32 protein-coding genes are annotated in these 24,108 nt (G+C 59.8%); 3 read left to right on the top strand and 29 right to left on the bottom strand.

Annotation, left to right across the window (positions count from 1 at the left end; all coding sequences use genetic code 11):
• Window positions 1–9: 9 nt before the first annotated feature.
• Together erdR and AD662_RS05715 are read right to left on the bottom strand one after the other, a co-directional pair.
• The gene (gene erdR / locus AD662_RS05720; protein WP_024617638.1) at window positions 10–663 is read right to left on the bottom strand and encodes a response regulator transcription factor ErdR; all 654 of its coding nucleotides are present in this window, start codon (window positions 661–663) and stop codon (window positions 10–12) included.
• Window positions 664–875: 212 nt separating this feature from the next.
• Window positions 876–1,622, bottom strand: a complete 747-nt coding sequence (locus AD662_RS05715) for a tRNA-uridine aminocarboxypropyltransferase (RefSeq protein ID WP_018607946.1) — start codon at window positions 1,620–1,622, stop codon at window positions 876–878.
• Between the two features lie 184 nt (window positions 1,623–1,806).
• Here AD662_RS05715 and AD662_RS05710 point away from each other — a divergent pair, with 184 nt between their 5' ends.
• Complete coding sequence (locus AD662_RS05710; RefSeq protein ID WP_018607947.1) at window positions 1,807–2,229, top strand: quorum-sensing-regulated virulence factor family protein; 423 nt, start codon at window positions 1,807–1,809, stop codon at window positions 2,227–2,229.
• Here AD662_RS05710 and AD662_RS05705 read toward each other — a convergent pair whose 3' ends face one another.
• Window positions 2,230–2,424 carry a hypothetical protein gene (locus tag AD662_RS05705; protein ID WP_014336838.1) on the bottom strand — a complete coding sequence of 65 codons (195 nt, stop codon included), beginning with the start codon at window positions 2,422–2,424 and terminating at the stop codon, window positions 2,230–2,232.
• A 454-nt stretch (window positions 2,425–2,878) separates the two neighbouring features.
• On the opposite strand from AD662_RS05705, the gene AD662_RS05700 reads away from it, so the two are divergent.
• The gene (locus AD662_RS05700; protein WP_018607948.1) at window positions 2,879–3,997 is read left to right on the top strand and encodes an LOG family protein; all 1,119 of its coding nucleotides are present in this window, start codon (window positions 2,879–2,881) and stop codon (window positions 3,995–3,997) included.
• Between the two features lie 47 nt (window positions 3,998–4,044).
• Here the strand turns inward: AD662_RS05700 and recX are convergent, their stop codons facing one another.
• The 26 genes from recX to AD662_RS05575 form a co-directional block, all read right to left on the bottom strand.
• Window positions 4,045–4,512, bottom strand: a complete 468-nt coding sequence (gene recX, locus AD662_RS05695) for a recombination regulator RecX (protein ID WP_018607949.1) — start codon at window positions 4,510–4,512, stop codon at window positions 4,045–4,047.
• Window positions 4,513–4,520: 8 nt separating this feature from the next.
• Window positions 4,521–5,573, bottom strand: a complete 1,053-nt coding sequence (gene recA, locus AD662_RS05690; protein WP_018607950.1) for a recombinase RecA — start codon at window positions 5,571–5,573, stop codon at window positions 4,521–4,523.
• Between the two features lie 83 nt (window positions 5,574–5,656).
• Entirely contained in the window at window positions 5,657–6,157 is a 501-nt protein-coding gene (locus AD662_RS05685; RefSeq protein WP_053185968.1) for a CinA family protein, read from the bottom strand.
• 71 nt (window positions 6,158–6,228) lie between these two features.
• Window positions 6,229–6,765, bottom strand: coding sequence for a lysis system i-spanin subunit Rz (locus tag AD662_RS05680; protein WP_053185965.1), 537 nt, complete (start codon window positions 6,763–6,765; stop codon window positions 6,229–6,231).
• Entirely contained in the window at window positions 6,747–7,310 is a 564-nt protein-coding gene (locus AD662_RS05675) for a glycoside hydrolase family 19 protein (RefSeq protein ID WP_053185963.1), read from the bottom strand. Before AD662_RS05675 ends, AD662_RS05680 begins: the two co-directional genes overlap by 19 nt.
• Window positions 7,311–7,444: 134 nt before the next feature.
• Window positions 7,445–8,461 (bottom strand): contractile injection system protein, VgrG/Pvc8 family, encoded by a 1,017-nt coding sequence (locus AD662_RS05670; protein ID WP_053185960.1) that lies wholly within the window; start codon window positions 8,459–8,461, stop codon window positions 7,445–7,447.
• Between the two features lie 9 nt (window positions 8,462–8,470).
• On the bottom strand, window positions 8,471–8,683 hold the full coding sequence (locus tag AD662_RS05665; protein WP_053185957.1) for a tail protein X: 213 nt from the start codon (window positions 8,681–8,683) through the stop codon (window positions 8,471–8,473).
• Window positions 8,676–9,059, bottom strand: coding sequence for a phage tail protein (locus AD662_RS05660; protein ID WP_014336828.1), 384 nt, complete (start codon window positions 9,057–9,059; stop codon window positions 8,676–8,678). Before AD662_RS05660 ends, AD662_RS05665 begins: the two co-directional genes overlap by 8 nt.
• The gene (locus AD662_RS05655; protein WP_053185953.1) at window positions 9,059–11,209 is read right to left on the bottom strand and encodes a phage tail tape measure protein; all 2,151 of its coding nucleotides are present in this window, start codon (window positions 11,207–11,209) and stop codon (window positions 9,059–9,061) included. The genes AD662_RS05660 and AD662_RS05655 overlap by 1 nt, the downstream gene beginning before the upstream one ends.
• A gap of 128 nt (window positions 11,210–11,337) precedes the next feature.
• A complete protein-coding gene (locus AD662_RS05650; protein WP_053185950.1) occupies window positions 11,338–11,904 on the bottom strand; it encodes a phage tail assembly protein in 567 nt (188 codons plus the stop codon).
• 156 nt (window positions 11,905–12,060) lie between these two features.
• Window positions 12,061–12,567, bottom strand: a complete 507-nt coding sequence (locus tag AD662_RS05645) for a phage major tail tube protein (RefSeq protein WP_053185946.1) — start codon at window positions 12,565–12,567, stop codon at window positions 12,061–12,063.
• Window positions 12,567–13,733 (bottom strand): phage tail sheath protein, encoded by a 1,167-nt coding sequence (locus tag AD662_RS05640; protein ID WP_038855979.1) that lies wholly within the window; start codon window positions 13,731–13,733, stop codon window positions 12,567–12,569. Before AD662_RS05640 ends, AD662_RS05645 begins: the two co-directional genes overlap by 1 nt.
• 2 nt (window positions 13,734–13,735) lie before the next feature.
• The gene (locus tag AD662_RS05635) at window positions 13,736–13,945 is read right to left on the bottom strand and encodes a hypothetical protein (protein WP_014336822.1); all 210 of its coding nucleotides are present in this window, start codon (window positions 13,943–13,945) and stop codon (window positions 13,736–13,738) included.
• A gap of 89 nt (window positions 13,946–14,034) precedes the next feature.
• The gene (locus tag AD662_RS05630) at window positions 14,035–14,463 is read right to left on the bottom strand and encodes a phage tail assembly chaperone (RefSeq protein ID WP_053185942.1); all 429 of its coding nucleotides are present in this window, start codon (window positions 14,461–14,463) and stop codon (window positions 14,035–14,037) included.
• 2 nt (window positions 14,464–14,465) lie between these two features.
• Window positions 14,466–16,358 carry a phage tail-collar fiber domain-containing protein gene (locus tag AD662_RS29710; RefSeq protein WP_053185940.1) on the bottom strand — a complete coding sequence of 631 codons (1,893 nt, stop codon included), beginning with the start codon at window positions 16,356–16,358 and terminating at the stop codon, window positions 14,466–14,468.
• On the bottom strand, window positions 16,359–16,994 hold the full coding sequence (locus tag AD662_RS05620) for a phage tail protein I (protein WP_053185937.1): 636 nt from the start codon (window positions 16,992–16,994) through the stop codon (window positions 16,359–16,361).
• Entirely contained in the window at window positions 16,991–17,986 is a 996-nt protein-coding gene (locus tag AD662_RS05615; RefSeq protein ID WP_053185935.1) for a baseplate J/gp47 family protein, read from the bottom strand. Before AD662_RS05615 ends, AD662_RS05620 begins: the two co-directional genes overlap by 4 nt.
• A complete protein-coding gene (locus AD662_RS05610) occupies window positions 17,983–18,315 on the bottom strand; it encodes a hypothetical protein (RefSeq protein WP_018607976.1) in 333 nt (110 codons plus the stop codon). Before AD662_RS05610 ends, AD662_RS05615 begins: the two co-directional genes overlap by 4 nt.
• Window positions 18,316–18,326: 11 nt before the next feature.
• Entirely contained in the window at window positions 18,327–18,938 is a 612-nt protein-coding gene (locus AD662_RS05605; protein ID WP_053185932.1) for a phage baseplate assembly protein V, read from the bottom strand.
• 3 nt (window positions 18,939–18,941) lie between these two features.
• Window positions 18,942–19,454, bottom strand: a complete 513-nt coding sequence (locus AD662_RS05600) for a hypothetical protein (RefSeq protein WP_039010711.1) — start codon at window positions 19,452–19,454, stop codon at window positions 18,942–18,944.
• 36 nt (window positions 19,455–19,490) lie between these two features.
• Window positions 19,491–19,841, bottom strand: coding sequence for a phage holin family protein (locus AD662_RS05595; RefSeq protein ID WP_053185929.1), 351 nt, complete (start codon window positions 19,839–19,841; stop codon window positions 19,491–19,493).
• Between the two features lie 130 nt (window positions 19,842–19,971).
• A complete protein-coding gene (locus AD662_RS05590; RefSeq protein ID WP_018607982.1) occupies window positions 19,972–20,400 on the bottom strand; it encodes a hypothetical protein in 429 nt (142 codons plus the stop codon).
• 29 nt (window positions 20,401–20,429) lie between these two features.
• Window positions 20,430–21,074 carry a hypothetical protein gene (locus tag AD662_RS05585; protein WP_053185927.1) on the bottom strand — a complete coding sequence of 215 codons (645 nt, stop codon included), beginning with the start codon at window positions 21,072–21,074 and terminating at the stop codon, window positions 20,430–20,432.
• Window positions 21,075–21,094: 20 nt separating this feature from the next.
• Complete coding sequence (locus AD662_RS29705; RefSeq protein WP_074849562.1) at window positions 21,095–21,277, bottom strand: Com family DNA-binding transcriptional regulator; 183 nt, start codon at window positions 21,275–21,277, stop codon at window positions 21,095–21,097.
• Between the two features lie 205 nt (window positions 21,278–21,482).
• Window positions 21,483–21,902, bottom strand: coding sequence for a tail fiber assembly protein (locus tag AD662_RS05580; RefSeq protein ID WP_018607989.1), 420 nt, complete (start codon window positions 21,900–21,902; stop codon window positions 21,483–21,485).
• 512 nt (window positions 21,903–22,414) lie between these two features.
• A complete protein-coding gene (locus AD662_RS05575; protein WP_003198297.1) occupies window positions 22,415–23,149 on the bottom strand; it encodes a LexA family transcriptional regulator in 735 nt (244 codons plus the stop codon).
• Between the two features lie 554 nt (window positions 23,150–23,703).
• On the opposite strand from AD662_RS05575, the gene AD662_RS05570 reads away from it, so the two are divergent.
• The gene (locus AD662_RS05570) at window positions 23,704–24,063 is read left to right on the top strand and encodes a DUF6124 family protein (protein WP_053185924.1); all 360 of its coding nucleotides are present in this window, start codon (window positions 23,704–23,706) and stop codon (window positions 24,061–24,063) included.
• Window positions 24,064–24,108: the final 45 nt, after the last annotated feature.

Below are 24,108 nucleotides of genomic sequence, written 5' to 3'. Positions count from 1 at the left end.
ACCGGAACACTAAGCCTGCGGTGAAATTGACTCAAGTTGTTGCAGCAGCAAGGCCGCCTGGGTCCGGGTGCGCACGTTCAGTTTACGAAAGATCGCCGTGACGTGGGCCTTGATGGTGGCCTCCGACACGTTCAGTTCGTAGGCAATCTGCTTGTTCAGCAAGCCTTCGCAGACCATGGTCAACACCCGGAACTGCTGCGGCGTGAGGCTGGCCAGCCCCTCGCTGGCGGCCTTGGCTTCCGCGGACACGCTCACCGCTTCGAACGCCTGGGGTGGCCAGCAGACATCGCCGTCCAGGACCGCCTTCACGGCCTTCTGAATCATCTCAAGGGAACTGGATTTGGGTATGAAGCCGCTGGCGCCGAACTCCCGGGCCTTGACCATCACCGAGGCTTCTTCCTGGGCCGAGACCATGACCACGGGGATCTGCGGGTATTGGCCCCGCAACAGCACCAGCCCTGAAAAACCATAGGCACCGGGCATGTTCAGGTCCAGCAGCACCAGGTCCCAATCGGCCTTCGCCGTCAACTGGACCTCCAGTTCCGCGATACTGGCCACCTCCGTCAACCGGACAGCCGGGCCGAGGCCCAGGGTCACTGCCTGATGCAACGCGCTGCGAAAGAGCGGATGGTCATCGGCAATCAGGATTTCGTATGTGGCCATTTTTAAAATGATCCTGTTTTTAATGGCAGGCCCGATGATTCGCGCCTCGCCAAGACAACTCAAGACACCGCCGTGCAGCGGCATCCACAGGGACACATTCAACGCCAAACACGGCGTTTCAAACATTGGTGGCGCCCTGGTCGGCGCCAAGCATGCCCAGCGAAGCCGGGGTGGTCAAGCAGCACGACCGCCACAGTGTCCAGTATGGGCCACTATTGGGCCAATACTGCTTGCGGCGTACGGATAAAGGGTTGCAACTCGGCGTGGGCCGGGGTCGAGATGTTCACCTCCTGCTGGCCCTTGGCGCCCAGGTAATGCTGGCTGAACACATCGAAATAGGCGTCCAGGGCCGACGCGGCGTCGCTGTCCCCCGCCAGCTCCAGACACAACGCCGCCACTTCGGCGGTGCACAGGTGCTCGCTGCGGGTCGAACGGCGCAGGCGGTAACGCGACAGCCTGTCGGGCAGCAGGCTCAGGATCGGCAGTCGGTCGAAATACGGGCTTTTACGGAAAATCTTCCGCGCCTCGGTCCAGGTCGCATCCAGCAGAATGAACAGCGGACGCCTGGACTGATCGAGGTCAACCGTGTGGGTGACCCGCGATGGCTCGACGTATTCGCCCGGAAACACCAGGTACGGTTGCCATTGCGGATCGTTCAGCAGCGCCAGCAGTTGTTCATCGACCTCGGTGCGCGACCAGATGAACGCGTGGTTGTCACGCACCACATCGGCAATCAGCCAACCGGTGTTGCTCGGCTTGAACACTTCCTTGCTGGTCATGATCAGGCAGACCCCGGAGCGGGTCTCGACGCTAGGACGCCAGGCACACAGGCAATGGCTTTCGATCACGCGGCAGGCGCTGCAACGGGGGGCGCGCCAACCACGGGCCTGAATCGGCCTGATCCCCTCATCCATGCGCTGGTCGCGCAGGCGGGCTACGGCGTTAGGGGCGTGACTCATCGTGGGCAACGCCGACAGACAGGAAAACTCGACACGAACAACACTCGGCAGGGCAATAAAGGCCGGCAGTCTACCAGAGCGCACGCGCCTGTACCGTCCACCCGGGCTCCCCTATAATTCCCGGCCACTGAACGCACAGTCATGTGATCGGTCGAACCACCAGTCACTGAACCAGGAGAGTTTCATGCTGCGCCTTATCGTCCCTACCGTTGCCGTTCTGCTGGCGACGTCCTTCAGCGCTCAGGCTGCTTCGCTGAAAGAACTCGAACTGAACAAGATGCTGCAGAACGTTGCCAAGGAAAGTAGCGTCGGTACGCCGCGGGCGATCAGCGAAGACATTCTCGACCAGGGCTATACCGTCGAAGGCACCGAGCTGATCAACCATCTCAGCGTGCAAAGCAGTCATGCCCAGAAAATGCGCGCAGACCCCAAGGCCGTGTATTTCCAGTTGGGCTCCACGGTGTGCACCAATCCGGGCTTCCGCAAGTTGATGGCCAAGGGTGCAACGATGCGCTATGAGTTCACCGAGGTTAAGACCAACCGCCCGGTCGCGACCGAGCGCTTCCAGGAATCGGATTGCCCGAAACCCGCCAAGACGAAGAAGTAATCAACCCGAGCTCGCGCGCCGCTGCTCATCGTCGGCGCGCAACTCCGCCACCAGCGCCTGCAAGTAACGCGAGCGCCACGCTCGCCCTCCCAGCCGACGACAGCATTCTTCCTCAAGACTCACCCGATTGGCCTGTGCCGATTCCCGCAGCATCAGGTACAACTGCCTGTCGAGCTCCAGAGTCACCCTGGTCATTTCTCCCGCCTCCATGCCCGATCCGCTTAAATCCATCACGTGGCACCCAGCCCTGGGCGTCAAATTGCATTGGCACGCTTGTTATCAGTAAATCAGAGCGGCACGCACCCGGCCGGCAATCTGACGAGCGGCGCGATAGTTCAGCGCCTGTATCAGCGGTTGCCAACGGTTACTTTTGAGCGCCATGATCAAGGCTGCGAAGATCAGCTAGATTCAGATGTATCTCTTTTTCATTGGGCAGAAAGAGGCTGCCCTGCCAGCACCTTGCCGTGTGATTGTTTTTCATCCAAGGGAAAAACGGAACCTGTTGGATGGCTTGATCGCTTTGCTGCAGACCGCGTCGAGCCAGGTCGAACGTCCAGGCACGGGCCTGGGCCGACAACGACACACGGAGTGTCGTAGCCCTGACGAATCTCTCGTTCGGGCCAGGGTTCTGTTAAGAAGGAGAAGTTGAATGCCTTACAAACCGAATGACCTGCTCAGTCGTCATTTTGAGAACCATGGCCACGACCTCACCCGCAAGGTCGAAGAGCAACTCAACCTGGTGTCCCCCAACAGCCCCAACCTCCCCATTTACCGCGACATGATCCTGACTGTGCTGCGCATGGCCCAGGAAGATCACAACCGCTGGAATGCCAAGATCACGCTACAAGCCCTGAGGGAACTGGAGCACGCCTTCCGTACACTCGAACAGTTCAAGGGCCGCCGCAAGGTCACGGTCTTCGGCTCGGCCCGAACGCCCATCGAACATCCGCTGTATGGCCTGGCCCGAGAGCTGGGGGCGGCACTGGCCCGCTCGGACATGATGGTCATCACCGGCGCTGGCGGAGGCATCATGGCCGCCGCCCATGAAGGCGCAGGACGCGACCACAGCCTGGGATTCAACATCACCCTGCCTTTCGAGCAACACGCAAACCCGACCGTTGAAGGCACGCCGAACCTGCTGCCGTTCCACTTCTTCTTCACCCGCAAACTGTTTTTCGTCAAAGAGGCCGACGCTCTGGTGCTCTGCCCCGGCGGTTTCGGCACGTTAGATGAGGCGTTGGAGGTCTTGACGCTGGTGCAGACAGGCAAGAGCCCGCTGGTACCGGTGGTCCTGCTGGATGTTCCAGGAGGCAAGTTCTGGCAAGGAGCCCTGCACTTTATTCGTGAGCAATTGGAGGAGAACCGCTACATCCTGCCCACTGACATGAAGCTCATGCGTTTGGTGTACAACGCCGAAGAAGCCGTGGAAGAGATCAATCAGTTCTACCGCAACTTTCACTCCAGTCGCTGGCTCAAGCATCAGTTCGTAATCCGCATGAATCACAAGCTAAGCGAACAGGCACTGCAGCAGATGCAGAAAGATTTTGCCGACCTGTGCCTGAACGACTGCTTTCATCAGCATGACTACAGCGGCGAGGAGCACGATGAGGCCCGTTTCAGTCATCTGACACGACTGGCGTTTGCCTTCAACGCCCGCGACCACGGCCGCTTGAGGGAGCTGGTGGACTACATCAACTTGTCGGAAAACTGGGCCCAGCCCGCCCAAAAGCCCCATCCCCTCACATGGGACCCGATCAAAGTAACCTGAGCCCATAAAAAAACGGCCCGCTATCGAAATAGCGGGCCGTTTTTTGTTTAGTCATCCATACCGCGACCGCTGAACAAGCGGTTGATCATTTCCATGGAATAGCCTCGATACGCCAGGAAACGCCCTTGTTTGGCTCGTTCCCGTGCATCGATGGGCAAATGTCCTGAGAACTTGCGACGCCAGGTGTCCGTCAGTTGCTCCTGCCAATCGATACCGCTTTCGCGCAAGGCGAGCTCGATATCCGGGCGTTGCAAACCGCGCTGGCCCAGCTCCTCACGAATGCGCAAAGGACCATAACCGGAGCGGGCGCGATAAGAGACAAAGCTTTCCAGGTAACGGGATTCCGACAGCAAGCCCTCTTCAGTCAAACGGTCGAGGGCCGTGTCGATCAACTCATCGGGAGCGCCGCGCTGACGCAGTTTACGCGTCAGCTCGACTCGACCGTGCTCGCGTCTGGCGAGCAGGTCCATCGCGGTTCGCCGCACCGCGACGAGGGTATCGAGTACGGCGGTCATCGGATCGATCAGATGTCAGCGTCAGCCAGGTCGTCAACGGGCTCGCGGTTGGCCACTGCCTTGACGTCTGCAACCGGGCTCAACAACTTATCACGCAGTTGCTTCTCAAGGGCGGCGGCGACTTCCGGGTTGTCCGCCAGGAACTTGGCCGAGTTGGCCTTGCCCTGACCGATCTTCGTGCCGTTGTAGGCATACCAGGCGCCCGACTTCTCGACGAAACCGTGCAGCACACCCAGGTCGATCATCTCGCCATTGAGGTAGATGCCCTTGCCGTAAAGAATCTGGAACTCGGCCTGACGGAACGGCGAAGCCACCTTGTTCTTCACGACCTTGACGCGGGTTTCGCTGCCGACAACCTCATCACCTTCTTTCACCGCGCCAGTACGGCGGATGTCCAGGCGAACCGAGGCGTAGAACTTCAACGCGTTACCGCCGGTGGTGGTTTCCGGGCTGCCGAACATCACGCCGATCTTCATACGGATCTGGTTGATGAAGATCACCAGGCAGTTGGCATTCTTGATGTTACCGGTGATCTTGCGCAGGGCCTGGGACATCAGGCGAGCCTGGAGGCCCACGTGCATGTCGCCCATTTCACCTTCGATTTCAGCCTTTGGCACCAGTGCCGCCACGGAGTCGACGATGATCACGTCAACCGCGTTGGAACGCACCAGCATGTCGGTGATTTCCAGGGCCTGTTCGCCGGTATCCGGCTGGGAAACCAGCAGGTCGTCGACGTTGACACCCAGTTTGCCGGCGTATTCCGGGTCCAGGGCGTGTTCGGCGTCGACGAAGGCGCAGGTCGCGCCGGCTTTTTGGGCCTGGGCGATCACGGACAAGGTCAGTGTGGTTTTACCGGAGGATTCAGGACCGTAGATTTCAACGATTCGGCCTTTTGGCAGGCCGCCGATGCCAAGCGCAATGTCCAGGCCCAGGGAGCCGGTGGAGATGGAAGGAATAGCCTGACGGTCCTGATCGCCCATACGCATTACGGCACCCTTGCCGAATTGACGTTCGATCTGACCCAAGGCCGCAGCCAAGGCTTTCTTCTTGTTGTCGTCCATTAAAGTCCTCACGTAATCAATAAGGCCTGACGGCCAACACCTGTATAAGTAGCCAGTATTATTCCACAGCGATTGAGGATCGCCTACCCCTGATTTGAGATTTCTACAGCGGCATGTTGCAGCAGCCCGTCTAGCGCGGCCTTCACCGTTTGTCGGCGGACCTCGTCGCGGTTGCCTGCAAAGAAACGCTGCTCGCTGATCACCGCCTCACCAACACCCCAGGCCAGCCACACGGTGCCCACCGGTTTATTCGGAGAACCCCCGTCCGGCCCCGCTACACCGCTGACCGCCACGGCAAAACGCGCCAGGCTTTTTTGCTGGGCTCCTCGCACCATGGCCTCGACCACCTCGCGGCTGACCGCCCCCACCTTCTCGAACAACTCGGCCGGCACATCCAGCTGCTGGGCCTTCTGGCGATTGGAATAGGTGACGAAACCGGCCTCGAACCAGGCCGAACTCCCGGGAACTCGGGTAATCGCCTCGGCAATCCCGCCGCCCGTGCAGGACTCGGCCGTGGTGACGTGGGCATTGAGCAGCTGCAGGCGCCTGCCCAGCTCAGCGGCCAGTTCGGTGATGTCGTCCATGGTGCTCTCCTGATTCCACACAATTGAGGCCTACCGTACACGAGCAATGGAAGCTTGCAAGGCTTGGCGGATTACCGATCCAGCGCTCTGATATAGGCCTGACAGGCCTGCAAGGCAATCAGTCCGCGATCACCGGCGTCGGTGATGGCGATAATTCGTTGAGCATGCGCCGGGTCAAGTCGGGCGCGTGGGGCGCCATGATCCACGCCGCCGGCGCGGGTGGCGGCAGGCACTGCACAACCGGCGGCAACATCGTCGGCGTCGAGGAGGACTGACAGCCGGACATCGGCAGTAGCAAGGCGATCGCGCAGGCGATCCTGGTCACGTTGGGCATCGCTCAAGGCTCGGTAATGGGTTTGTTCGCTGGCGGAAAGTTGCTGTTCCAGGGCCCGGCGCTTGTCCTGCTCGGCCTTCTGCAGCGTCGCGGCCGCTTGGGTGATTTGATTAAGCGTCTCGGCGTGGGACTGTGCGAGTTGGGCCAACTGCTGTCCGTAACGCCAGTCCTGGAACCGCCACGCGAGCATCGCCGAACCGCCGGCCAGCAGCGCGAGCAACACAACAATGCCCAGGGTGCGAGACGAAAAAGGCATCAGGTCGAAGGTTGGCATAACACCGCCCTCGCCCGGGCCCACAATTGCAGGCGGTCCTCCAGGCCGTTCAAACCGCCATTAATGCGCCGGGTGATGGTGTTGAACTGATCACGATCGGCCAGTTCGTTCAAGCCGTTCTGCTCCCAGAACCAAGCGGCGGACTCGGTGGCCCATTGCGGCTGCTCAAGAAGCTCAGGCAAGGCCAGCAGGCGTTCGTCGCCGAACAGCCCCTGACTGCAGCGAAGGTAATTGTCATGGCCGGTAATCTGGATCAGTCCTCGGCCGCGATATTTCTGGCCGTCACCGTCAGCCTGGGGCGAGTTGCCCAGGCGAACGGCCAGGGTTCCGGTATCGTATTTGCTCAGGTATTGCTCACTGCCCAGCTCGCGTACATAACGCAGTTGTCCCGACTCATGACCGACCTGGGCCAGGAACGCGGCGATGCGTTTGGGTGTGTCGATACCATAGCGGGACATGGCGGTGTTCAGCGCGGAAATAAAAACGCCCGCTTGGGCGCGGGCGTTGGGCATGATGTTGATGAGTTGCTGTGGGGTAATGTCCATGATCAGATCATCGAAAACACGTTATTGAAATGCCCGGCCAGCGGGAGGCTCGCGATGGCGGCGTGTCAGGCAATGAAGATGTCGAATGTCATACCGCTATCGCGAGCAAGCTCGCTCCCACAGCGGGGGTGGGGTCAGGCCTTGGCATCCAGGCAGGTTGCATGAATCAAGCAGCGATAGCTTTTTTCCCGGTCGCCACTGGCGGTGACCTTGTCGATCGACCAGCGACCGCGCATGAAGTCCGGCCAGGTGGGATCCAGCAGCACGATGCCTTCAGCGGACAGCCCTGGATTACCGGGGCATTCGATGCTCACCTTGAGGGCTTCGCGCAGCATCCGGCGCACCTCGCCTTCACCGGCGGCGCGGGCGTCGTCTGCGCTTTGGAAGCGCTGGCGCAGGGTCTTGAACGGCGCGAGGCCGCTCTCCTCGACACGCACTTTGCCGGCCGCCGCATCCCACCAACTGGTCTTGCAGCCCTGGTATTTCGCCCGAGCAGTTTCATCCAACTTGGCCGAGATGAACGCGTGGTCGCCCGGGCGATTATTGGTCGTCACCGACAGTTTCATCTCGGGCAGGACCTTGCCCGACAACGACTTCGCCTGGCCGCGTCGAGCCAGCACATACAGCTCGTTGATCGGCTTGGCGACGGCGTCATAACGGTGGGCCAGGCGCGTGAGGAAGCCCATGTCGGTTTCATTGGTCTGGTCGATGTGCTCGATTTTGATCAGCGACAGGTCCGGCGCCACACGGGGGGAAAAACCGTGCCTGGAAGTCAGTTGCCGAAACAGGGCCCCCAGGGTGGTTGGGCCATGGCTGACGGATCGGCGTTGCTTGAACCCGGTCTGGTCTGCCGCACTGAAGGGTGCGGCCATGGCCACCAGCACGAGTTGCAGGGGAAACAGGAACGGCGTGCGCCGGGTGATGACAAACTCGCCTTTATCCACCAGTCCCGACTCCAGATAACCGACCCGCAGACCGATCTTCCCGCCCAGGCTGGGCAACCCTTCGAGCCCGTCCAGGCTAATGGTGAGCGTCAGCTGATCGGACTCGATCCCCGCCGCATCGACGTGTGTCCAACTGAGCAATCGTTCGTTGAGCAGTGCAGCGTTCGCACCATAAATTTCCACCGCAGGCGTGAAACCCAGTGACATGTTGCCTCCTTAATCCCAGGCCGAAACCGGTGTGGGTGCAACAGGTTTGAGATCCACTTCCGGCAGGACAACCCACACCCCGGCCGGCAATACCGGGCCCCATTCAGCCAAGCCCGGATTGAGCAGCCAGAGCGCCTCCTCGGCGGCATCGTCACAACGCTCAAGCTCGCGGTACAGCAACAGATTCACCGAATCACCGGCGATACTTCGAACCCTACGCATTGGCGAACTCCGTCAATTCAACCACCCAGCCGACCACCATCGCCGTGCCGTCATCGATGATCTCGGTCTGGGTTTCCGTGACCTTGTTGATCTGCCACAGGCCCCAATTGCGACCGATGCCGTCAACCAACGGCACGGGCACGCGCTGCGCCTGCAAGGCGCGCAACTCATCAAGGCGATCCATGGCGGTCGCGTACATCGACTTGCCGGTGATCGTCAGCCCTTGCAGGCCTTGGCCGATCTGGCTGGACTTGGGTTTGCTGGTGAGGATGTCGATGCTCTTCCAGCCACCGTCCGAGGTGCGTACCAGGCTGTGGTACGCAAAGTTTCTCGACAGACCGAAAATGAAACTGCCGAGTGCCATTTGCTGACGCATCACGTACCTCCGTCGGTCAGGGCCGCGTCACTGCGCATGGCGAGTGAGTTGGGCATGGTCGTCAAGCCGAATTGGCCCGAGAGTTGTTGCACAACCAGGTTGGCCAACTGACTCGCGCTGGCCTGGTCCTGGCCGTTGATGTAGATGTTTGCGGTCATGGTGTTTTGTTGTGTGGTTGCCTGGGTGCTGGCCAGGTCTTTGCTGACCTGATCTGGAGCGGCGAGTCTGTCGGGGGTGACGAGTTTTTCACCCAGAGACGCACCGGCATCGCTCCCCAACCAGCCGCCAAGCAGTCCGCCAAGCACACCACCAATGGCAGTGCCGAGCACCGGAACGACACTCCCCAAAGCGGCACCGGCCGCAGACCCCGCAGCAGCGCCTGCCCAGCCGCCACCTGCGGCTCCCAGGCCTGCGCCCATCATTCGTTTGTCGCCGGTAAGGACACCCTCGGCCACATCAGCGACGGCGCCGACTACTTTTAAGGGGCCGGGCGCCCTGCGAGTCATCGAGCGTAATGAGGCCGTTGGCCCGAGTGAGCCTCGTGTACTGACGCGTATTTTCGGCCTGCTCGTGGGTTCGGGACGCTGGCTGGCATTGCTTGTATCCAGCTTGTCCCCACGACGATTTCTGAAATCTTCGGAGATCACGTCACCCAATCGGCCGGGAAGGTGCGGAGCGGCCCTACCCAACACCCGCTTGGCCACCTGACTGGATATCTCATCCCCTACCGCCTTGAGCAACGCGCCCACCAGCGGTTTGATCGCCGCACCAATCACCACAATGGCCGCAGCGGCTTTAGGTGAGGACTCAGCCAACTCACTCATGCCATCGGCCAGCGAACCCAGCCACTGGAACGAGCTATCCGCCGAAGGCATCAAGGCATTTCCCGTGGCCACCGACAGACGCTCGCTGCGGGCGTTGAGGACGTTCAGCTGGCCCTGCCGGGTGTTCGACAGCGCCAACGCGTCCTGCCGCACCGAACCGTCGTTGCCCAATTGCGATGTGGCGTATTGGCCTGGGTCTTTCACCTGCCAGAACGCCGCATTCACATCGTCGAGTTTCTGCGACATGCGCAGCACTGCTGCATCCCCAGTGCCAAACAGCGAAGAGGCCAGGGTTGAGCGTTTTTCGGCCGGCTGCGCGTTCAAGGCTGCCAGCACCGACATCACAGTCCCCGGCGCGGCGTCCTTGTCACGCAGCCCACTCGCCACTTCCTTGGGATCCAGCCCCAGTTGCTTCCAGGCCGCTTGCTCGGTCGCGGAGGCCTGATCGCCCTTGCCTAAAGCGGTCGTGAAGTGATCGAGCGCCACACCCGCTTCAGCTTGTTGCGCGCCGGTATTGAGAAGTGCCGCCGTCAGTGCCGCAGCTTGGGCAGGCTGCAGGCCCGCCGAGGTCGCGGCCGCACCGTCACGCTGCAACACCGTGCCGATCTCGCTCGCTTTCGCACCACCGGGAATCTTGCTCAGGTGGTTGGTTGCATCCGCCAGATCAAACGCTTTCTCTGCGCTGAGCTTCATGGAAGTGCGCCAGCCGAGCACCATCTCAGCGGCTTCCATGGCCGGCATTTTGAACGTCGATGCGGTGACACCCGCATCACTGGCGAAGCGCAACAGTGCCAATTGCCGGTCCGAGGCATTGGGCAGATCGTTACCGATGCCTGCCCTGGCCGCCAGGCTTTGCATCCTCACCACCTCAACCGCCGTGGTCCCGCCGGCCGCCACCAATGGCGCACTGGCGATACGCTGGGTGGGTTCCGCCACTTCGGCAATCTGACGAGGCGTGAATTGGGTGGCCTGCTTCAGATCGGCCATGGCCGAATCCATCGCTATCGCGGGTTTGAGCAGCGCCGGTGGTTCGATACCGCCACCCGACTTACCCTTTGGCTCGTTGGCCGACTCACCCTTGGCGCCAGCGCCCATCGATTGGGAAAACAATCGTTGCGCCGAAAGCTTTACCGTCAGCGACTCGATCGCCGTGGTCAGCAGTCCGAGCTTGAGCCCGAGTTTTTCCAGCGCCAGATCGAGGCTCGCCAGTTGATCCCTGGCGAACGCGCCTTGTGCCGACACACCACTGGTGGGGCCAGTATTCCCGAACGCCAACCCACTCTCATTGAAGGTTGCGTATTTGAGCGAATATCTATCGTCCGCCATCCCGCTCTACTCCTGTTTCACGCCAAGGCGAGTGATCGCGATGTCGTAGCGGCGCAAGGCCTTGCCGGCGTCCCACTCCAGGATTTCCGCCTCACTTACCGAGTAAATGAGCGGCACCACATCGAGGATCACTTCGATGTCGCGTTCCGAAAGAAGTCCGCCGGTTTGTTTAAAAAATCGTCGATGCGCACCTGCAACTGGGTCCAGTCGGGCACGGTCAACAGGTCCAGATCGGGCATCATCAGGCCGGTGCAATGGGCGGTGATGAACTCGGCGCGTTCCTTGGCCGTCTTCAGTTTTTTCATCGCCTTGGTCGCACGCAGCACCGGCATTTCCAGGGTCAGCGCGGTCACACTGCGGCCGGCGACGTCGAGCGGTTGCAGCAGTTGCACCTGGTCGGGATCGGCCTGTGGGTCATCCAGAAAGTACGACGCCGGGCGCGTGGACATTTCGTGCACGTACTGGGCAATGCTGACGTAGTCCGGGCGCTTGAGCTGGTCGAGTTCCTTGACCGACAGGCCGGTGGCCAGTTTGGCCAGTTCGAAGAACTGATCGTCTTCGTCATCGCCAGCGCGGGCCAGGGCGTCTTTTTGCGCGGCGTAGTACAGCGGCTTGAGGGTGATCTGCTCGATCTGCGAGCCGTCGTCACTGGTGATCGGTGACAACAGCTCATGGGTAGGAGGCATCCAGGACATGAAATCAATTCCTTGGTGAATCAGGGTGGGCGAGCCACCTGTGGGAGCGGGCTTGCTCGCGAAAGCGGTATGTCGATCAACATTGATGTTGAACTTGATGGCCTCTTCGCGAGCAAGCCCGCTCCCACAGGGACTGTGTCCAACCGACGGGTTTGTTTAAGGCAACAACACCGCACGGCGTGCATCGCCAAGAATGTCGACGCCGTTGAGTACGAACTTCTGGGTGCGCACGTCGATGTCGATCACCGGGACGCCGTTTTCCAGGCGGTTGTAGGTGCGGCAGGACAGCTCCAGGTTGGTCTTGGGTTTCTCGCCCATTTTCAGCGCGGTTTCCTCGAGGGATTTCAACTTGCCGCCCACCGTGTGGTAGGTAAACCAAGTGTTGCCGTCCTGATCCTGGCCGGCTTCACGCACGTTCAGCAGAATGTCGTCGCCCACGCTCACGCCCAGCGCCAGCATGACTTCCTGGCCGAGGCCTTGCAGGGTCAGCTTGGCCGTCAGCACCTTGCCGCCCTTGGCCATTTCCTCGCCAATGAAACGGCCGCCGCGCATCTCTTCCATGTCGAATTCGATTTTCGGCGGGCTGAACTCTTCCACGGTCGCCGACAACGGCAGGCCTTGCAGGGTGGCCGCGATGGCCTGTCTTACGCGGTTGGTAAACATTAGAGAACGTCCTCCAGGAACTGCTCGATGATTTCATCGCGGGCATTGAGTTGATAAATCATGTGTTCGTTCGGCGCGTAGCGGCCGTAGTCGATGACCACGTACCAGGTGCCGTTCTTGTACTTCTCGACGCTGTTCAATTCCGGGTGCAGGTACACGCTGCCGCCAGGGATGGTTTCGTCGGCCACCAGGGTTTGCAGCCAGTCGTTGATGCGCTTGACCTCCTGGTCCATGAACGACTTGGTCAGGTTCTTGGCCATGGCCTTCTGGCCGGCCTTCACCAGCTTGCGGCTGATGGCATCTTCCAGGCCGACGTAGCTGATGAACTTGCCGGTGATGGAACGGTTGCCCAGCAGCGAGAAGCCGCCGAGGATGGTCCGGGCGTAGTAGCTGACGCCGTAGCGGTTGAGCAGATCGCCTTCGGTGGAGGTGTCGAGGATGTTGTATTCGACGGTGCGCGAAACGTCTTCGGCGTAGGTCACCTGGTTGCCCGGGCTCTCCCATTGCTTGACCTTGGCGAGCGCGGCGATGGCCAGGCTCGACGGGGCCAGGAAGACGTTTTTCTTCGCGGCCTTGGAGTACACCGCCGGCATGTTGTGCACCACCAGGCAACGGTCGAAACCGAGGTCGGCACCGCCCAGTTCCTGGCTGTAGGTCACTTGGTCGGCGACCGCGGCGTCCTTGCCGTCGAGCACCACACGGGCCTTGATGCGCTTGCCAAACGAAGCGAACTCGCTGGCCACCGCCTTGGTGCCGGTGAAGCCCGGCGCGCCGATGATGGTCAAGTCTTCAGCGACCCCACTCAACGCGGCCAAGCCCAACTTGCGACCGGTCTGCGCTTCGATACCGCCGATCACATTGTTCTGCGTGTCGGCCAGTGTCGCGCCCTCTTCGACGATGACGACGTAGACCGGCACCTTGACCACTTTGAGGATCTGGTAGACCGCCTGGAACAGCGTACCCGCCTCGGCACCGGTCGGGTCCAACTGGGCCTGGGTGGTGAAGCTGTTGATGCGGAATGGGGTGTTTTTCGGAATCAGCGCGTTGGCATTCGGCGCAGTGCCGACCAGACCGATGACGTTGTCACCCAGGCCACCCATGGCCTCGGGAGATTCAGTGGCATTGACGGTAATGCCGTTGTGCTCGAAGTTCAAAACCTCAGCCATGGTTATTCAGCCTTCTTGGTGGCGGCCTTTTTGGCCGGGTTGGATGCAGAAGCCGGTTCGACGACTTCGGTTTTTTTCAGCGCCAGGCGACCGGCGCTGCGCAAGGCGTTGGCCTCGACGTCGAGCAGATCGAGTTCCTGGCCGACGCTCGACCAGTGACCACCCCCAGTGGGGAATGGGAGGAGCACGGTGTAGGTTTGGCGCAGTGCCATTTGTGTTTCTCCAGATATGAAAAAGCCCCTTGAGAAAGGGGCTGTTGGGTGTTTGGCAGGTAAGAAAACGCCCCGTCGGGGCGGGGCGTTTATTTGGATTGCTCGGCGAGCCAGAGAGGCGCAATCGGTCGTGATTCCAACGAAGGAAAGTCAGATGCTTGCGGCCAGTCCCGAAGCGCCTGGCGGTAGGAGAGCAACTCGGGAAATTGCTCCGCATTCAACGTAGGAGCCATTCCTAACTCCTGTTCTTCACGGTGACGTACGACCAACCACTCAGTGCTCCGAATTTCAGAATCGCGCCAGTTACGCTCGAAGGCGATCAATTGATCTGGCGGTATCACCCGGTCAAAGGCCTCGGGCCAACCATTGACGACCCTTATTTCTTTGCCTTGATCAATCTCATCTCTCAAGGCTTGATAGGTCTCCTGAGAAAGTTCTACACACTCCTTCCCGACCGCATCGCCATAAGGTTCTCCGGGATAAAAGCCGCCTGTTTCGGCGCAAAAAAATACAGTCATGATCAATATCCCCAATATTCCCAGCTTCCAACGGTATTGCTGAGTGACACGGTAGAGTTGTTATTCACACAGATCGCAATAGCGCTCTTTGAAGTGCCGTTAGGCCGGGGTTGAGCATTCGCCAAGCCTTGGTTATGGACTGTCCCCGACCCGGAAAGAAGCCCGTTTGGAAACGCTTTAGGCAGTGTGATCGTTAGCGTTGTATAAGCACCGCCAGCAATCGCAGAGGCCGCGTTGAAGGTTCCCCATTGGCGAATTAGCCCGCTCGGATAGTCTTGGCTGCCGCTAGAGCCGATACTAGTGGAAAACATTCCCGAGTATTTAGTAATGACGGTGCCTGAAATCGCCCTCCATCCACCAGGTTGGGAAACCAATATGATGCTTTCGAAGACATCAATAGGGACAGTGGAAAGAACAGATAGTCCGATAGATATCAGATCGTCCGCAAAGGCTCGCAGATTGAAACTTCCTGCGCCTGCGGAAATAATGATTGTCTGACCTGGTGTTGTCGTTGACAACTTTGGCAACGTGACATCTAAACCCGCCAACCCAGCAGATCCGATAATTAGACATCCAGTATCGTTTACCGTCAGCGCAGTCGACTCAGTAATGATCTTTATGCCCGAATAATTGCCCATTAAGGAGTTGATGGCTGTCGAGTCCACAATTTGGGCAGAGCCTGATGCCCACCACCCGCTGGCGCCGTCCGTAGTAAGATCCAGCGTGGAACCCGCGGGCATAACCATCGTAGTCTTAGTGAGACTACCCGACTTAATGTTGTCTGAACCTGGGCAAAGAATGGTTACGACACCTGCACCCCGGTTTCGAAGGCTTACCGTTCCGCCTGCACCTCCGCTGTTGGCAGCAGGTAGAGTGATGTTAAACGTCCCAAGGCAGGACACCATAGAACCGAACGCCGTAGAAGCTACCAGCGTCGTATTGGATGTTGCATTAAGGAATCCTCGATAGTTCCCTTTCGCGCGCTCTACAAACTCGGTAGTGGCTAGCAACTTGCTGCTATCGAAAATCGGTGGCGTATTTGCCGTCGGATTAACCAGCACCGGCGAATTGAGCGGCGCAAACCCTTGCGTGATGTTCTGAAACGCCAACGCCGTAGTGCCCAGCACAATCGCACCATCGGTAATCAACTGCCAGATCGTGTTGGCAAGCGTAGCGCCCTCCTCCACCGAGACAATCAATCCCGAACTCACTTCGGCACTCGCATCGGCATCCTTTGCCCGGACCCAAGCGTCGTTCGCGGCCACGTAAATACCGTTGTCTTTCGCCAAGGTCTGGGATTTGACCAGGACCCGATTCCCGGCGATCACCGCAACACCATCGATCGCCTGCGCGCCACTCAAGACGATGTTAGCCGTCGTCGCCACTCGCACCGACTGCTTGCTGTCGAGCTTGGCGAGTTCGTCAGCCACGTAGCCGGTCACCCAGGCCCGCGTCGCCTTGACCACCGTGTCGTCAATCAGCAGCGTCACCAGCTCAGCATTGCTGGTCTCGAAAATCGACCGGATGTAGAACTCTTTGCCCGAACCGGACGTCGCCAACACCGGTTTGAACGATTCCGGATATTTGACAATCGCGTACAGGATCCCGGTATCGGTCCAGATCCCGGCCTCACGCACATACCAGCCGCCGACGTCGGACGGGATGGTGACCTCGGCCAGCAGCCAGCTCGGGTTGTTCTCATCCTGGAACAGCGCATTGAGCGGTCCGCGCCAAACCTCGCGCTTGAGTGCCGTCGCGGTTGCGGCCGGGTTGTATTCCGTGCCGCCGCCGTCACCGACGGAAATCTGCGACAGCTTGATCGGTGTGCCCGCTGCCTTGCAGGCGGTTTCGTAGGCGATCCCCGCATCGGTGAGCAGTGTGTAGTAGTCGGCCATTTAGGACCCCTGTGGATAAATAGTGGAGGTTTCGACGGTGTAGAGCCCGGCGGCCATGAAGACCTGATCCGAGGCTTGCAGCCCTTCGATGACGATCGGATAAACCGTGGTCAGTTCGCCGCACAGCGTGGCGGCGCCGATGACGTGACGGCCGAATGCACTCAAGCCGACAGACACCTTCAAGGTGTCGCGCTCGCTTTTGGCATCCGCCAGGCGACGGTCGAGACGGGCGTCGATTTCTTCGCTGTAGGGCTGCTCGGTAAACGCCCTGACGGAAAAACTGTAGGGCGGGCCAGGGGGTGTTTGCTCATACCATGCGCGCACTTCAGGCATCAGTTGCAAACCCTTGGCCGCGTTTTCCAGCGCCTTTCGCGTCCCGGCCTGCCGGGCGGTTGGCCAGGCGAGTTCAACGGTCAGGCGCTTTTCCGTCTCAGGCGCCGCGGAGCTCCACTCGTTGACCCCACGATCCGCCGCGAGATACGGCAGGAACGCCAAGGGTGTGGTGGTCGGGTTCATCAGCTCGGGAAACGGCGGATCGATGCGTTCGAGCAACCGGGCGAAACCGAGATCCAGCGCCCGTTCCAGCGGTGAACTGTTGACCGGCAGCAGGCTCGGGCGAGGTGTGTCGTCACTCATAACGTATCCACCTCGACCTCGATGCCCGTGCAGTACGGGGCTTGAAAAGCCGTCGCCACAATCGGTGCGAGCGGCTCGAGAATCTGCAGCTGAACCGCGCCCGCGCTGTGCAGCGTGTAGTCGATCCAGCTGGGGTCCACCCGCCCTTCCAGGCGATGACACGCCTCGGCATACGCCTGCAACTGCTGTTCGGCGGCAACCTGGGTCAAGCCCGAATCCGGGCCGGCATTGATCTTCGCCACGACGCGGATTTTGTAGGGTTTGATCTGCGCGGCCTGGACGATGACCAGGTCCGTTTCCGGTCGTACATCCGGCCGGGCGAAATGCTGGCGAACACCGTCGAGCAGCGCCTCGGTCGGCGTGCCGTCGCCGTCACGGGACAGCACCGTGACCGTGACTTCGCCCGGTGCGGTGCGACGCCCATTACCATCCTTGACCTGCGCCGCATGACCATCCGGGTCGAAGGTGTAGGTAACCGTCACCACACCCGCCGAGGCGTTTTCCACCTTCACCGCTGGCCGTTCACCCAAAGTAAAAATCTCCCGCCGATACTGCATGCGCGAGCCGGCTGCCGGGGCGTGGGGTGCCAGGTAATAACGCAACCGCGCATCGTCATCGCTCTCGTAGACCGGAGGGATGGGCGGGAACGCTGCCGGGTCGCCCGGGTCGAGCAACTGACGCTCAAGGCCCATGTCAGCGAGGCGAGCGTCGAGGTTGGTGCCCGTGGCCCACCACGCCAACATCTGCTTGATGCGGGCGTTGTATTTGCGTTCGTGGGTTTGCAGGCGGACACAAAATGCCTCGAGGGCCAAGGTCAGCAGTTCGCTTTCGTTTTCGAGGCTGTCCACCAGCTTCGCCGCGCTGGCTGGAGAGCGTGCGCCGACGTACTCGACCACGAAGGTCTTGAATTCGGCGAGCAGATCCTCGAACGCTTCGACGGTGACGATGGCCGGTTCGGCCAGTTGGTTCTGGCCGGGTATCAGCATGCTCATGTCACCACCTCGAAAGTCTGTTTGCGGTTTTTCCAGGTGCCGGCGAAACGCAGCAGCAATCCGGCCCCCTGTCGGCTGGCGACAATGACCTGCGGCTCGAAATCATCGATGCCGTTGTCCGGGTTGTAGAACGCTTGGGCCGCGTGGCTCTGGGCGAGGATCAGCAGGTCGTCACCGAGGTTCTGCCCCAGCAACTGCGTGAGTGCGCAGCCATACAACGGGCGCTTCTGGCGAGTGCCCAACGGCGTGGTCAATGCACGGGTGGCGCGCTGCACGAACTGCAGCCAGTCGTCGACCGTGGCGCCGGTGTTTCGATCGATTCCAATCATGAGGAAATCTCTTATGCGGTACTGATGACGCGCCCCTGGTGATCCACCACCGGGCCGCGCAGGTGCACGCCGGAGGCGTCGAGCCGAATGCCGACGGCGCCGACTTGCAATTCGATGGCCTGGGGCGTCATCGCCAGCCGCGACGGGCCAATGTTCAACTGCAGGGATTCACGAGAACCGCTGAACGCCGCCGGGCCGTTTTGCCAGTGCAGGACATGGCTGGCATGGTCGTAGCCGTTTTCCGTACCGTCCTGATAGAGGCGCCGCGTCAGCGAGGCCTGGGTCGAGACGGGCGGGAACTGACCGCCGTTGAGGCCGAACAACGCCACGGCTTGCCCACCGCTTTCGCCGCCGCCATGGTTCAGCAACAGGCATTGCTCGCCCACGGACGGAATCCGCGACTCGCTCTGGGCCCCGGCACTCGGATTGAAAAAGCGGATCGCCGGGGTCAGCAGTCCGCCATGGCTGACTTTGCAGGTATTGCTGGCCGCGTCGACTTCCTGGCAAACGCCGATGCGGCAGAAACTCTCCGCCCGCCGATGCATGTCTTCCAGCTCGGTTTCCATCTGCGCCAGACGCTCGATGATCGGCCCCAGATGCATCCGTAACAGCGCATCAAACATGGCTCAACCCTCGAGTGCGGTGTATTGGTCCGGGTCGTCGATGTTCGACACTTCCCAGGTACGGGCAAACTTCGGGATGCCCAGCGGGTCTTCCAGCAGCGTCGGGCCCAAGTACAGGGTTTGGTTGAAGGAGAGGGTCCACGCGGTGTACGCCCGTGCCGGGTTAATGAACGTGGATGGCAGGCCATCGAGCTCCGTGGGCAGGTCGCATTGATCGCCCGACAGCCCCCAGCGGTTGTCCATGACCAGGTGTTTCAGCTCCCCGGCCAGATCGCAGGCATCCCATCCTGGAACGGCCATGACCACTTGCAAGGAAACCGTCAGGACATGGGCGATACGCCCGTCATTGGCGCGGTTACCGGGCGCATCACGCTCAAGGGCAATCAGCACCCAGGGTTGATCGTCGGTGCCATCGAAATCCTGGGGGCTGCCGACTTTCAAGGCGGGATAAATGGCGCGCAGCGTCTGGGCAATGGCCGAGCACAACTGCGACGGTTTTTCGATAAGGGCAGGCATTGATCGCCTCCTTTGGTATGGATCAGCGCTGTCGATTCACGGCTGGTCGGGAGGAGTGTCCCGCGGCGGCACTTCGCAGACGCCGAGCCGCTTGGCGACCCAGCGCTCGTAAAGACCGATCGCCACATCGGCACCGGCCATGGCGGTCAGGCAACCCAAGGCGCAGGCGCTCCAGATCGACATGCCGAGGGCATACAAAAGCATGGTTGCCGATACGCCACAGACCACGCAGGCACCGGAGCGCAAGGCCAGGCGCCGCAATAACGACCAGCCACGGGCGCCCTCCTTGTCTGCGCGCCACATCTCGCCGGACACCCCGCCCACCAGGGCGAGCACGATGACCAGCCAGATCGGCATGTCCAGCAACGCTTGTTGCTCGTTTGTCATGTCTCGTTTCCTGGGGTGATTAAGATTGGGCGGGTAAGTTGTTTGAAGTTGAATGAGATGTGGGTCGGTGCAACCCATTAAGTTGCTAGAAACGGCGTTCAAATGTTTGTCAGGTCATTGAAGGCTGACGTCACTTTGGCGCAGCGCAGGTCGCGCCTTTGTAAGTCATGGTGTAGGTGTAGTGCCTGTCCCAAGACAGCGGTAGCGCACTGGGTGCGGCCCATTCCGCGTAGTTACCCGACATCGAACCAGCGACAGCTAACTTACCCATGGCAATGGTCGCGAGATTGTTGGCGCTCCCTGCACCCGGCATCGGCACACTCCCATTCCATTGGAGATCGTCGCCGTTCTGGAACCATGCGCCCTTCCAGCCGGCCTGCGAACTCGAGTACCAGGTATTGTCCGCTTTGAAACAGATCGTTTGGTTGGCATAAAAACCACCGCCCGGAACGTGGTAGTAAGCGAATTGCCAGGAACCGACAGGTGAGGTTTCAGCAAACGCATGGAGGGTCTGGGTAGCCAGGACGGCTGCGATCAGCACGCTGAAGAATTTTTTCATGAGTTTATTTCCTTTAGATAAATAGGTTTTTACCGAGTAATCAGCATGTCCACGCTGGTCGCATCGCAAGAGTTGTTAGCCTTTCTGTCGATGACCAGATAAAGCGAAGATGTCGGCGTGACTGCGACGCTGTTCAGCATGAACGTGGTGCTGCCGCCGTTTGCCAGGCTCCCGGACTGGAGCACGGTGTCGCCCAGGTTCAGCGACCAGCCAACACCATCCCCGCAAGCGTTATGCAGGTCATTGACCCGCCCCAGCACGTTGATATTGCCGGTGACAGGACTGGCCCAACGGAAGATGCTCTGACTGTTGGTACCAGGATGCGTGGCCACATCGCCCTGCTTGAACACGAAACTGGTGCCCGAGCCCGTGAAGGTGAAGCTTTCATTTGGAATGGAAATCCAAGCGCCCGTCGCATCGTCGCGCCAGCAGGTGGTTGGCTTGCCATTACAGACCCCGGCCTGGAACGACGGAAAGAGCGTGTAGTTGGCCGAGGCGTTCACCCCCGATTTGTTTTGCATGAACGACCAGGGCGAACCGACCGGTGCCGCTTCGGTCATCAGGTACATGTCCCGGGCCAGGTTCCACGACAGGGCCGTATCAGCCCAACCGTTCAGGGATACGAAGGACGACAGAAACGCAGTCGCCAGTAGGATTCTTTTGAGCAATTTCATTTTTCTTACCTCGGTGGATGTCATTGAGTACGGAGTGCAGGGCCTATTCCGCACGCTGTTCGCTCGCCGGCGATCACTCGAGGCTCAACGGCCTTCACATGATTCAACGTCCCGCACCGGGAACACTTGATCTGGAGTTCGGTGTTCTCGCCCATGCGGGCCAGAAGTTTTTTGCAGTGACCGCATCTGAAATCCTTCAGCATCGAAAGCCCTCCCGTTGGCGGCGCGACACATCTCGCCGACCCCCTCCACCCACCAGAGCGAGCACCATGACCAGTCAGATCGACATGTCCAGCAACGCTTGTTGCTCGTTTGTCATGTCTCGTTTCCTGGGGGGGTGATGGATGAGTGTTGAAAGGCAGTGCAAAAGCCCGGCACTGCGCCGGGCTTTTCAAGAAGACACTCCGTTCAGGGCAACTCTGGCCAAACAATGCTCAGTGGAAAAGCGGGCTGTTTGTTAACCTGAGTGAAGGCGATGCAATACTCCTTGAAGGCAATCAAGTAAGCCTGCTCGGCGGCGGTAGCGACGCCCAGATCGACTTTGAATTGCAATCCCGAAGACGCCACTTGGGTCATGACGCTGTCGAGCCGCCTGCTTTTTTCAATACGCATCTGCTCCGCAAGTGCAGTCTGTGGCCAAGGGAAACCGGAGTTGAACGACCAGAGCCCATCAGTGTTGACTGCGTTGTAGTCATAATCGACCTCAGCGTTGGACCTGCCAGTAACGTCAATCCAAAGTTGGTCTGCTGGGAACTCCTCAGAGATCGGGTTGACGGTTTCGTAGATGTTGTCGACTTTGCCGTCCACAACACGTGCGTATTTTTTCATGCTCATATCCTTATTGATTGCCGGTACTCCGGCACTCTTCGATCTGCCTGCTTCAGATAGGCATTCCAAAAAGCCCGGCAATGAACCGGGCTTTTCAGTAATGCGCTCCTTCGCCTTCCTTGACCAATGGCCAGAAGGAAGTTGATCTTTCGGCGCGACTGGCGCGGTACGGATCCATTCAAATTGTTCCTCCGACCGCGGTCCCTGCCCGCCGGATAACTGCTTCTGGTGCTTTACGCTGCACACCCGGGTCAGTTGCCAACCCTCTGAACCGTTAAGGCCGGTTCATCGCTGCCTGTTGGTGGAACTAAAGAGCTTCGTTGCCAGCCGCTTTGTCGAGCGGCTTGGACACAGAATATGCATGGATGCATATACAGTCAATGCGCAAATGCATTTATTTATGCACCAAAAATGCGCTAACGCATGAAACCCTCGTAAACACAGGGGCTACGGGTTTTCAGGAGGCGAAAAAAAACCCGCATGGCGGCGGGTTTTATCTGACAGCGGAGGGGTTAGCGGGCGTACATGCCCCACCAGAAGACGTGGCCGAGGATGACGATTTGCTCATCCTGCATTTCCTGGAAGGTGTAGTCCTCGTCCGGATGTTCATCGCGGTTGAAGCTGCGCAGGCGGATGCCGGTGGGCAGGCGATAAAGCTGCTTCACCCGCAATTGGCCGTTGTGATTGATGGCGTAGAGGTCACCGTCGACGATGTCGCCGATCCCACACTTGCCTGCGTTCACCCCAACCGTCGCGCCGTCGCGCAGCACTGGCAACATGCTGTTGCCGCGCACCGTCACGCACTTGGCCTGGTCGAACTGCACGCCGTTGTGGCGCAGGCTGCGCTTGCCGAAGCGCAAGCTGGAGCGCTCGCTTTCCTCGATGACGAATCTTCCTGATCCAGCAGCCAATTCAACCTCGCGCAGAAAAGGGACCGACACTTCGTCTTCTTCGACGGGTGTTTCGTCGTCCCACAGGCTTATGTCCTTGAGTTCGGAATGCGGCTCATCGCGGCGGGCATTGCCAGCGGGCACAACGTCCGCGCGCCCGCGCAACTGATCGGTGCTCACGGCAAAATACTCGGCGATCTTCGAGATGTGTTTATCCGAAGGATCGACGATCTTGCCGCTGAGGATCCGCGAGAGGGTGGACTGAGGCACGCCGGTACGCCGGTGAAGCTCCGTGGGGGAGATCCCGTGCTGATCGAGCAATGCTCTTAATACGGTAGAAACGTTGCGTTTTTGCATAACGCGCATAGTGCTTGTTCTTTTCGCAGAAGACAAATGCTGTTTTGCATAAATATGCAATGTGTAGGAGCTGTCGAGTGCAACGAGGCTGCGATCTTTCCCCAGACACTTGAATCTCAAGCGAAAGATCAAAAGATCGCAGGCTTCGCCAGCTCCTACAAAAGCCAAACTCCCCCACCCGGTATTTGCCCTACAGGCCCCTAAGAAAAGACTCCAATCGCGTCCTTCAAATGTGCGACGCAAGGCTACGTTTTCTTGCGCCTCTGCCTACAACTACGCCAGAATCCGCCGGCTTGTGCGCCTTGGGGCCCATCGGTACTTTTGATCCTGTCACTGCCCATCAGTGATCGGGTTTAGTAGCTCGGTATCTCCAAGATGTACATCGCTCCATCCAGTCAGGTGTTCCTACTCCTGCATTCGATGGTAGCTGTGCGCAGGGCGCCTTCGGGTGCGCCGGTTTCTTGGATCCCCGGTCTACTAACCTGCGTACAGCTGCCACCCATTTCGTTTAGTAGCGAATCGGTGATGGCTCCCACTTCGAGGATCCAAGAATCATGAGCAAGCACACTCCAAATCCCCCAACCCCAGACGATCACGTCTCCCGCAGCCAATCGGCCAACGCCAAGAAACTCGACGACGCGGCCACTCGCGCCCTGGACTATTACCTCAAGCCGAAAACCGACAAGGAAGCCTCTGACACACCCGATACCCTTTTCATCATCGCCCCCAACATCGACGCCGAATGCCTGCTCGCCAACCTCAGCGAAACCCTGGCCTCGGCCAACGCCATGGTCAGCGACCTGGCATTCGACCTGAAGGGCTCGCGACGGAATATCTTGCTGGGGGTTCAACAGATGATCGAGCTGAGCCAGTTGCTGGCGAATCGGGCGTTGGATGTGGTTGAGGTGAGGTAGGCATCCATGATGCAAGCCGAGACCTAGGAGAAACCCGAGTAACCA

The sequence above is a fragment of the Pseudomonas kilonensis genome (genome assembly GCF_001269885.1).
GTDB lineage: Bacteria > Pseudomonadota > Gammaproteobacteria > Pseudomonadales > Pseudomonadaceae > Aquipseudomonas > Aquipseudomonas kilonensis.
This window is presented reverse-complemented; position numbering and strand designations above follow the sequence as displayed.

Coding starts and splice junctions, on each gene's coding strand:
- AD662_RS05610 (WP_018607976.1), bottom strand. CDS start 18,315: ATGATTGGAATCGATCGAAACACCGGCGCCACGGTCGACGACTGGCTG.
- AD662_RS05675 (WP_053185963.1), bottom strand. CDS start 7,310: ATGGACATTACCCCACAGCAACTCATCAACATCATGCCCAACGCCCGC.
- AD662_RS05715 (WP_018607946.1), bottom strand. CDS start 1,622: ATGAGTCACGCCCCTAACGCCGTAGCCCGCCTGCGCGACCAGCGCATG.
- erdR (WP_024617638.1), bottom strand. CDS start 663: ATGGCCACATACGAAATCCTGATTGCCGATGACCATCCGCTCTTTCGC.
- recX (WP_018607949.1), bottom strand. CDS start 4,512: ATGACCGCCGTACTCGATACCCTCGTCGCGGTGCGGCGAACCGCGATG.
- AD662_RS05580 (WP_018607989.1), bottom strand. CDS start 21,902: ATGAAAAAATACGCACGTGTTGTGGACGGCAAAGTCGACAACATCTAC.
- AD662_RS05585 (WP_053185927.1), bottom strand. CDS start 21,074: ATGAAATTGCTCAAAAGAATCCTACTGGCGACTGCGTTTCTGTCGTCC.
- AD662_RS05635 (WP_014336822.1), bottom strand. CDS start 13,945: ATGGCACTGCGCCAAACCTACACCGTGCTCCTCCCATTCCCCACTGGG.
- AD662_RS05640 (WP_038855979.1), bottom strand. CDS start 13,733: ATGGCTGAGGTTTTGAACTTCGAGCACAACGGCATTACCGTCAATGCC.
- AD662_RS05605 (WP_053185932.1), bottom strand. CDS start 18,938: ATGTTTGATGCGCTGTTACGGATGCATCTGGGGCCGATCATCGAGCGT.
- AD662_RS05680 (WP_053185965.1), bottom strand. CDS start 6,765: ATGCCAACCTTCGACCTGATGCCTTTTTCGTCTCGCACCCTGGGCATT.
- AD662_RS05710 (WP_018607947.1), top strand. CDS start 1,807: ATGCTGCGCCTTATCGTCCCTACCGTTGCCGTTCTGCTGGCGACGTCC.
- AD662_RS05705 (WP_014336838.1), bottom strand. CDS start 2,424: ATGACCAGGGTGACTCTGGAGCTCGACAGGCAGTTGTACCTGATGCTG.
- AD662_RS29710 (WP_053185940.1), bottom strand. CDS start 16,358: ATGGCCGACTACTACACACTGCTCACCGATGCGGGGATCGCCTACGAA.
- recA (WP_018607950.1), bottom strand. CDS start 5,573: ATGGACGACAACAAGAAGAAAGCCTTGGCTGCGGCCTTGGGTCAGATC.
- AD662_RS05595 (WP_053185929.1), bottom strand. CDS start 19,841: ATGACAAACGAGCAACAAGCGTTGCTGGACATGCCGATCTGGCTGGTC.
- AD662_RS05655 (WP_053185953.1), bottom strand. CDS start 11,209: ATGGCGGACGATAGATATTCGCTCAAATACGCAACCTTCAATGAGAGT.
- AD662_RS05630 (WP_053185942.1), bottom strand. CDS start 14,463: ATGACTGTATTTTTTTGCGCCGAAACAGGCGGCTTTTATCCCGGAGAA.
- AD662_RS05700 (WP_018607948.1), top strand. CDS start 2,879: ATGCCTTACAAACCGAATGACCTGCTCAGTCGTCATTTTGAGAACCAT.
- AD662_RS05615 (WP_053185935.1), bottom strand. CDS start 17,986: ATGAGCATGCTGATACCCGGCCAGAACCAACTGGCCGAACCGGCCATC.
- AD662_RS05660 (WP_014336828.1), bottom strand. CDS start 9,059: ATGCGTCAGCAAATGGCACTCGGCAGTTTCATTTTCGGTCTGTCGAGA.
- AD662_RS29705 (WP_074849562.1), bottom strand. CDS start 21,277: ATGCTGAAGGATTTCAGATGCGGTCACTGCAAAAAACTTCTGGCCCGC.
- AD662_RS05670 (WP_053185960.1), bottom strand. CDS start 8,461: ATGTCACTGGGTTTCACGCCTGCGGTGGAAATTTATGGTGCGAACGCT.
- AD662_RS05685 (WP_053185968.1), bottom strand. CDS start 6,157: ATGGACGACATCACCGAACTGGCCGCTGAGCTGGGCAGGCGCCTGCAG.
- AD662_RS05665 (WP_053185957.1), bottom strand. CDS start 8,683: ATGCGTAGGGTTCGAAGTATCGCCGGTGATTCGGTGAATCTGTTGCTG.
- AD662_RS05575 (WP_003198297.1), bottom strand. CDS start 23,149: ATGCAAAAACGCAACGTTTCTACCGTATTAAGAGCATTGCTCGATCAG.
- AD662_RS05645 (WP_053185946.1), bottom strand. CDS start 12,567: ATGTTTACCAACCGCGTAAGACAGGCCATCGCGGCCACCCTGCAAGGC.
- AD662_RS05650 (WP_053185950.1), bottom strand. CDS start 11,904: ATGTCCTGGATGCCTCCTACCCATGAGCTGTTGTCACCGATCACCAGT.
- AD662_RS05620 (WP_053185937.1), bottom strand. CDS start 16,994: ATGAGTGACGACACACCTCGCCCGAGCCTGCTGCCGGTCAACAGTTCA.
- AD662_RS05570 (WP_053185924.1), top strand. CDS start 23,704: ATGAGCAAGCACACTCCAAATCCCCCAACCCCAGACGATCACGTCTCC.
- AD662_RS05590 (WP_018607982.1), bottom strand. CDS start 20,400: ATGAAAAAATTCTTCAGCGTGCTGATCGCAGCCGTCCTGGCTACCCAG.
- AD662_RS05600 (WP_039010711.1), bottom strand. CDS start 19,454: ATGCCTGCCCTTATCGAAAAACCGTCGCAGTTGTGCTCGGCCATTGCC.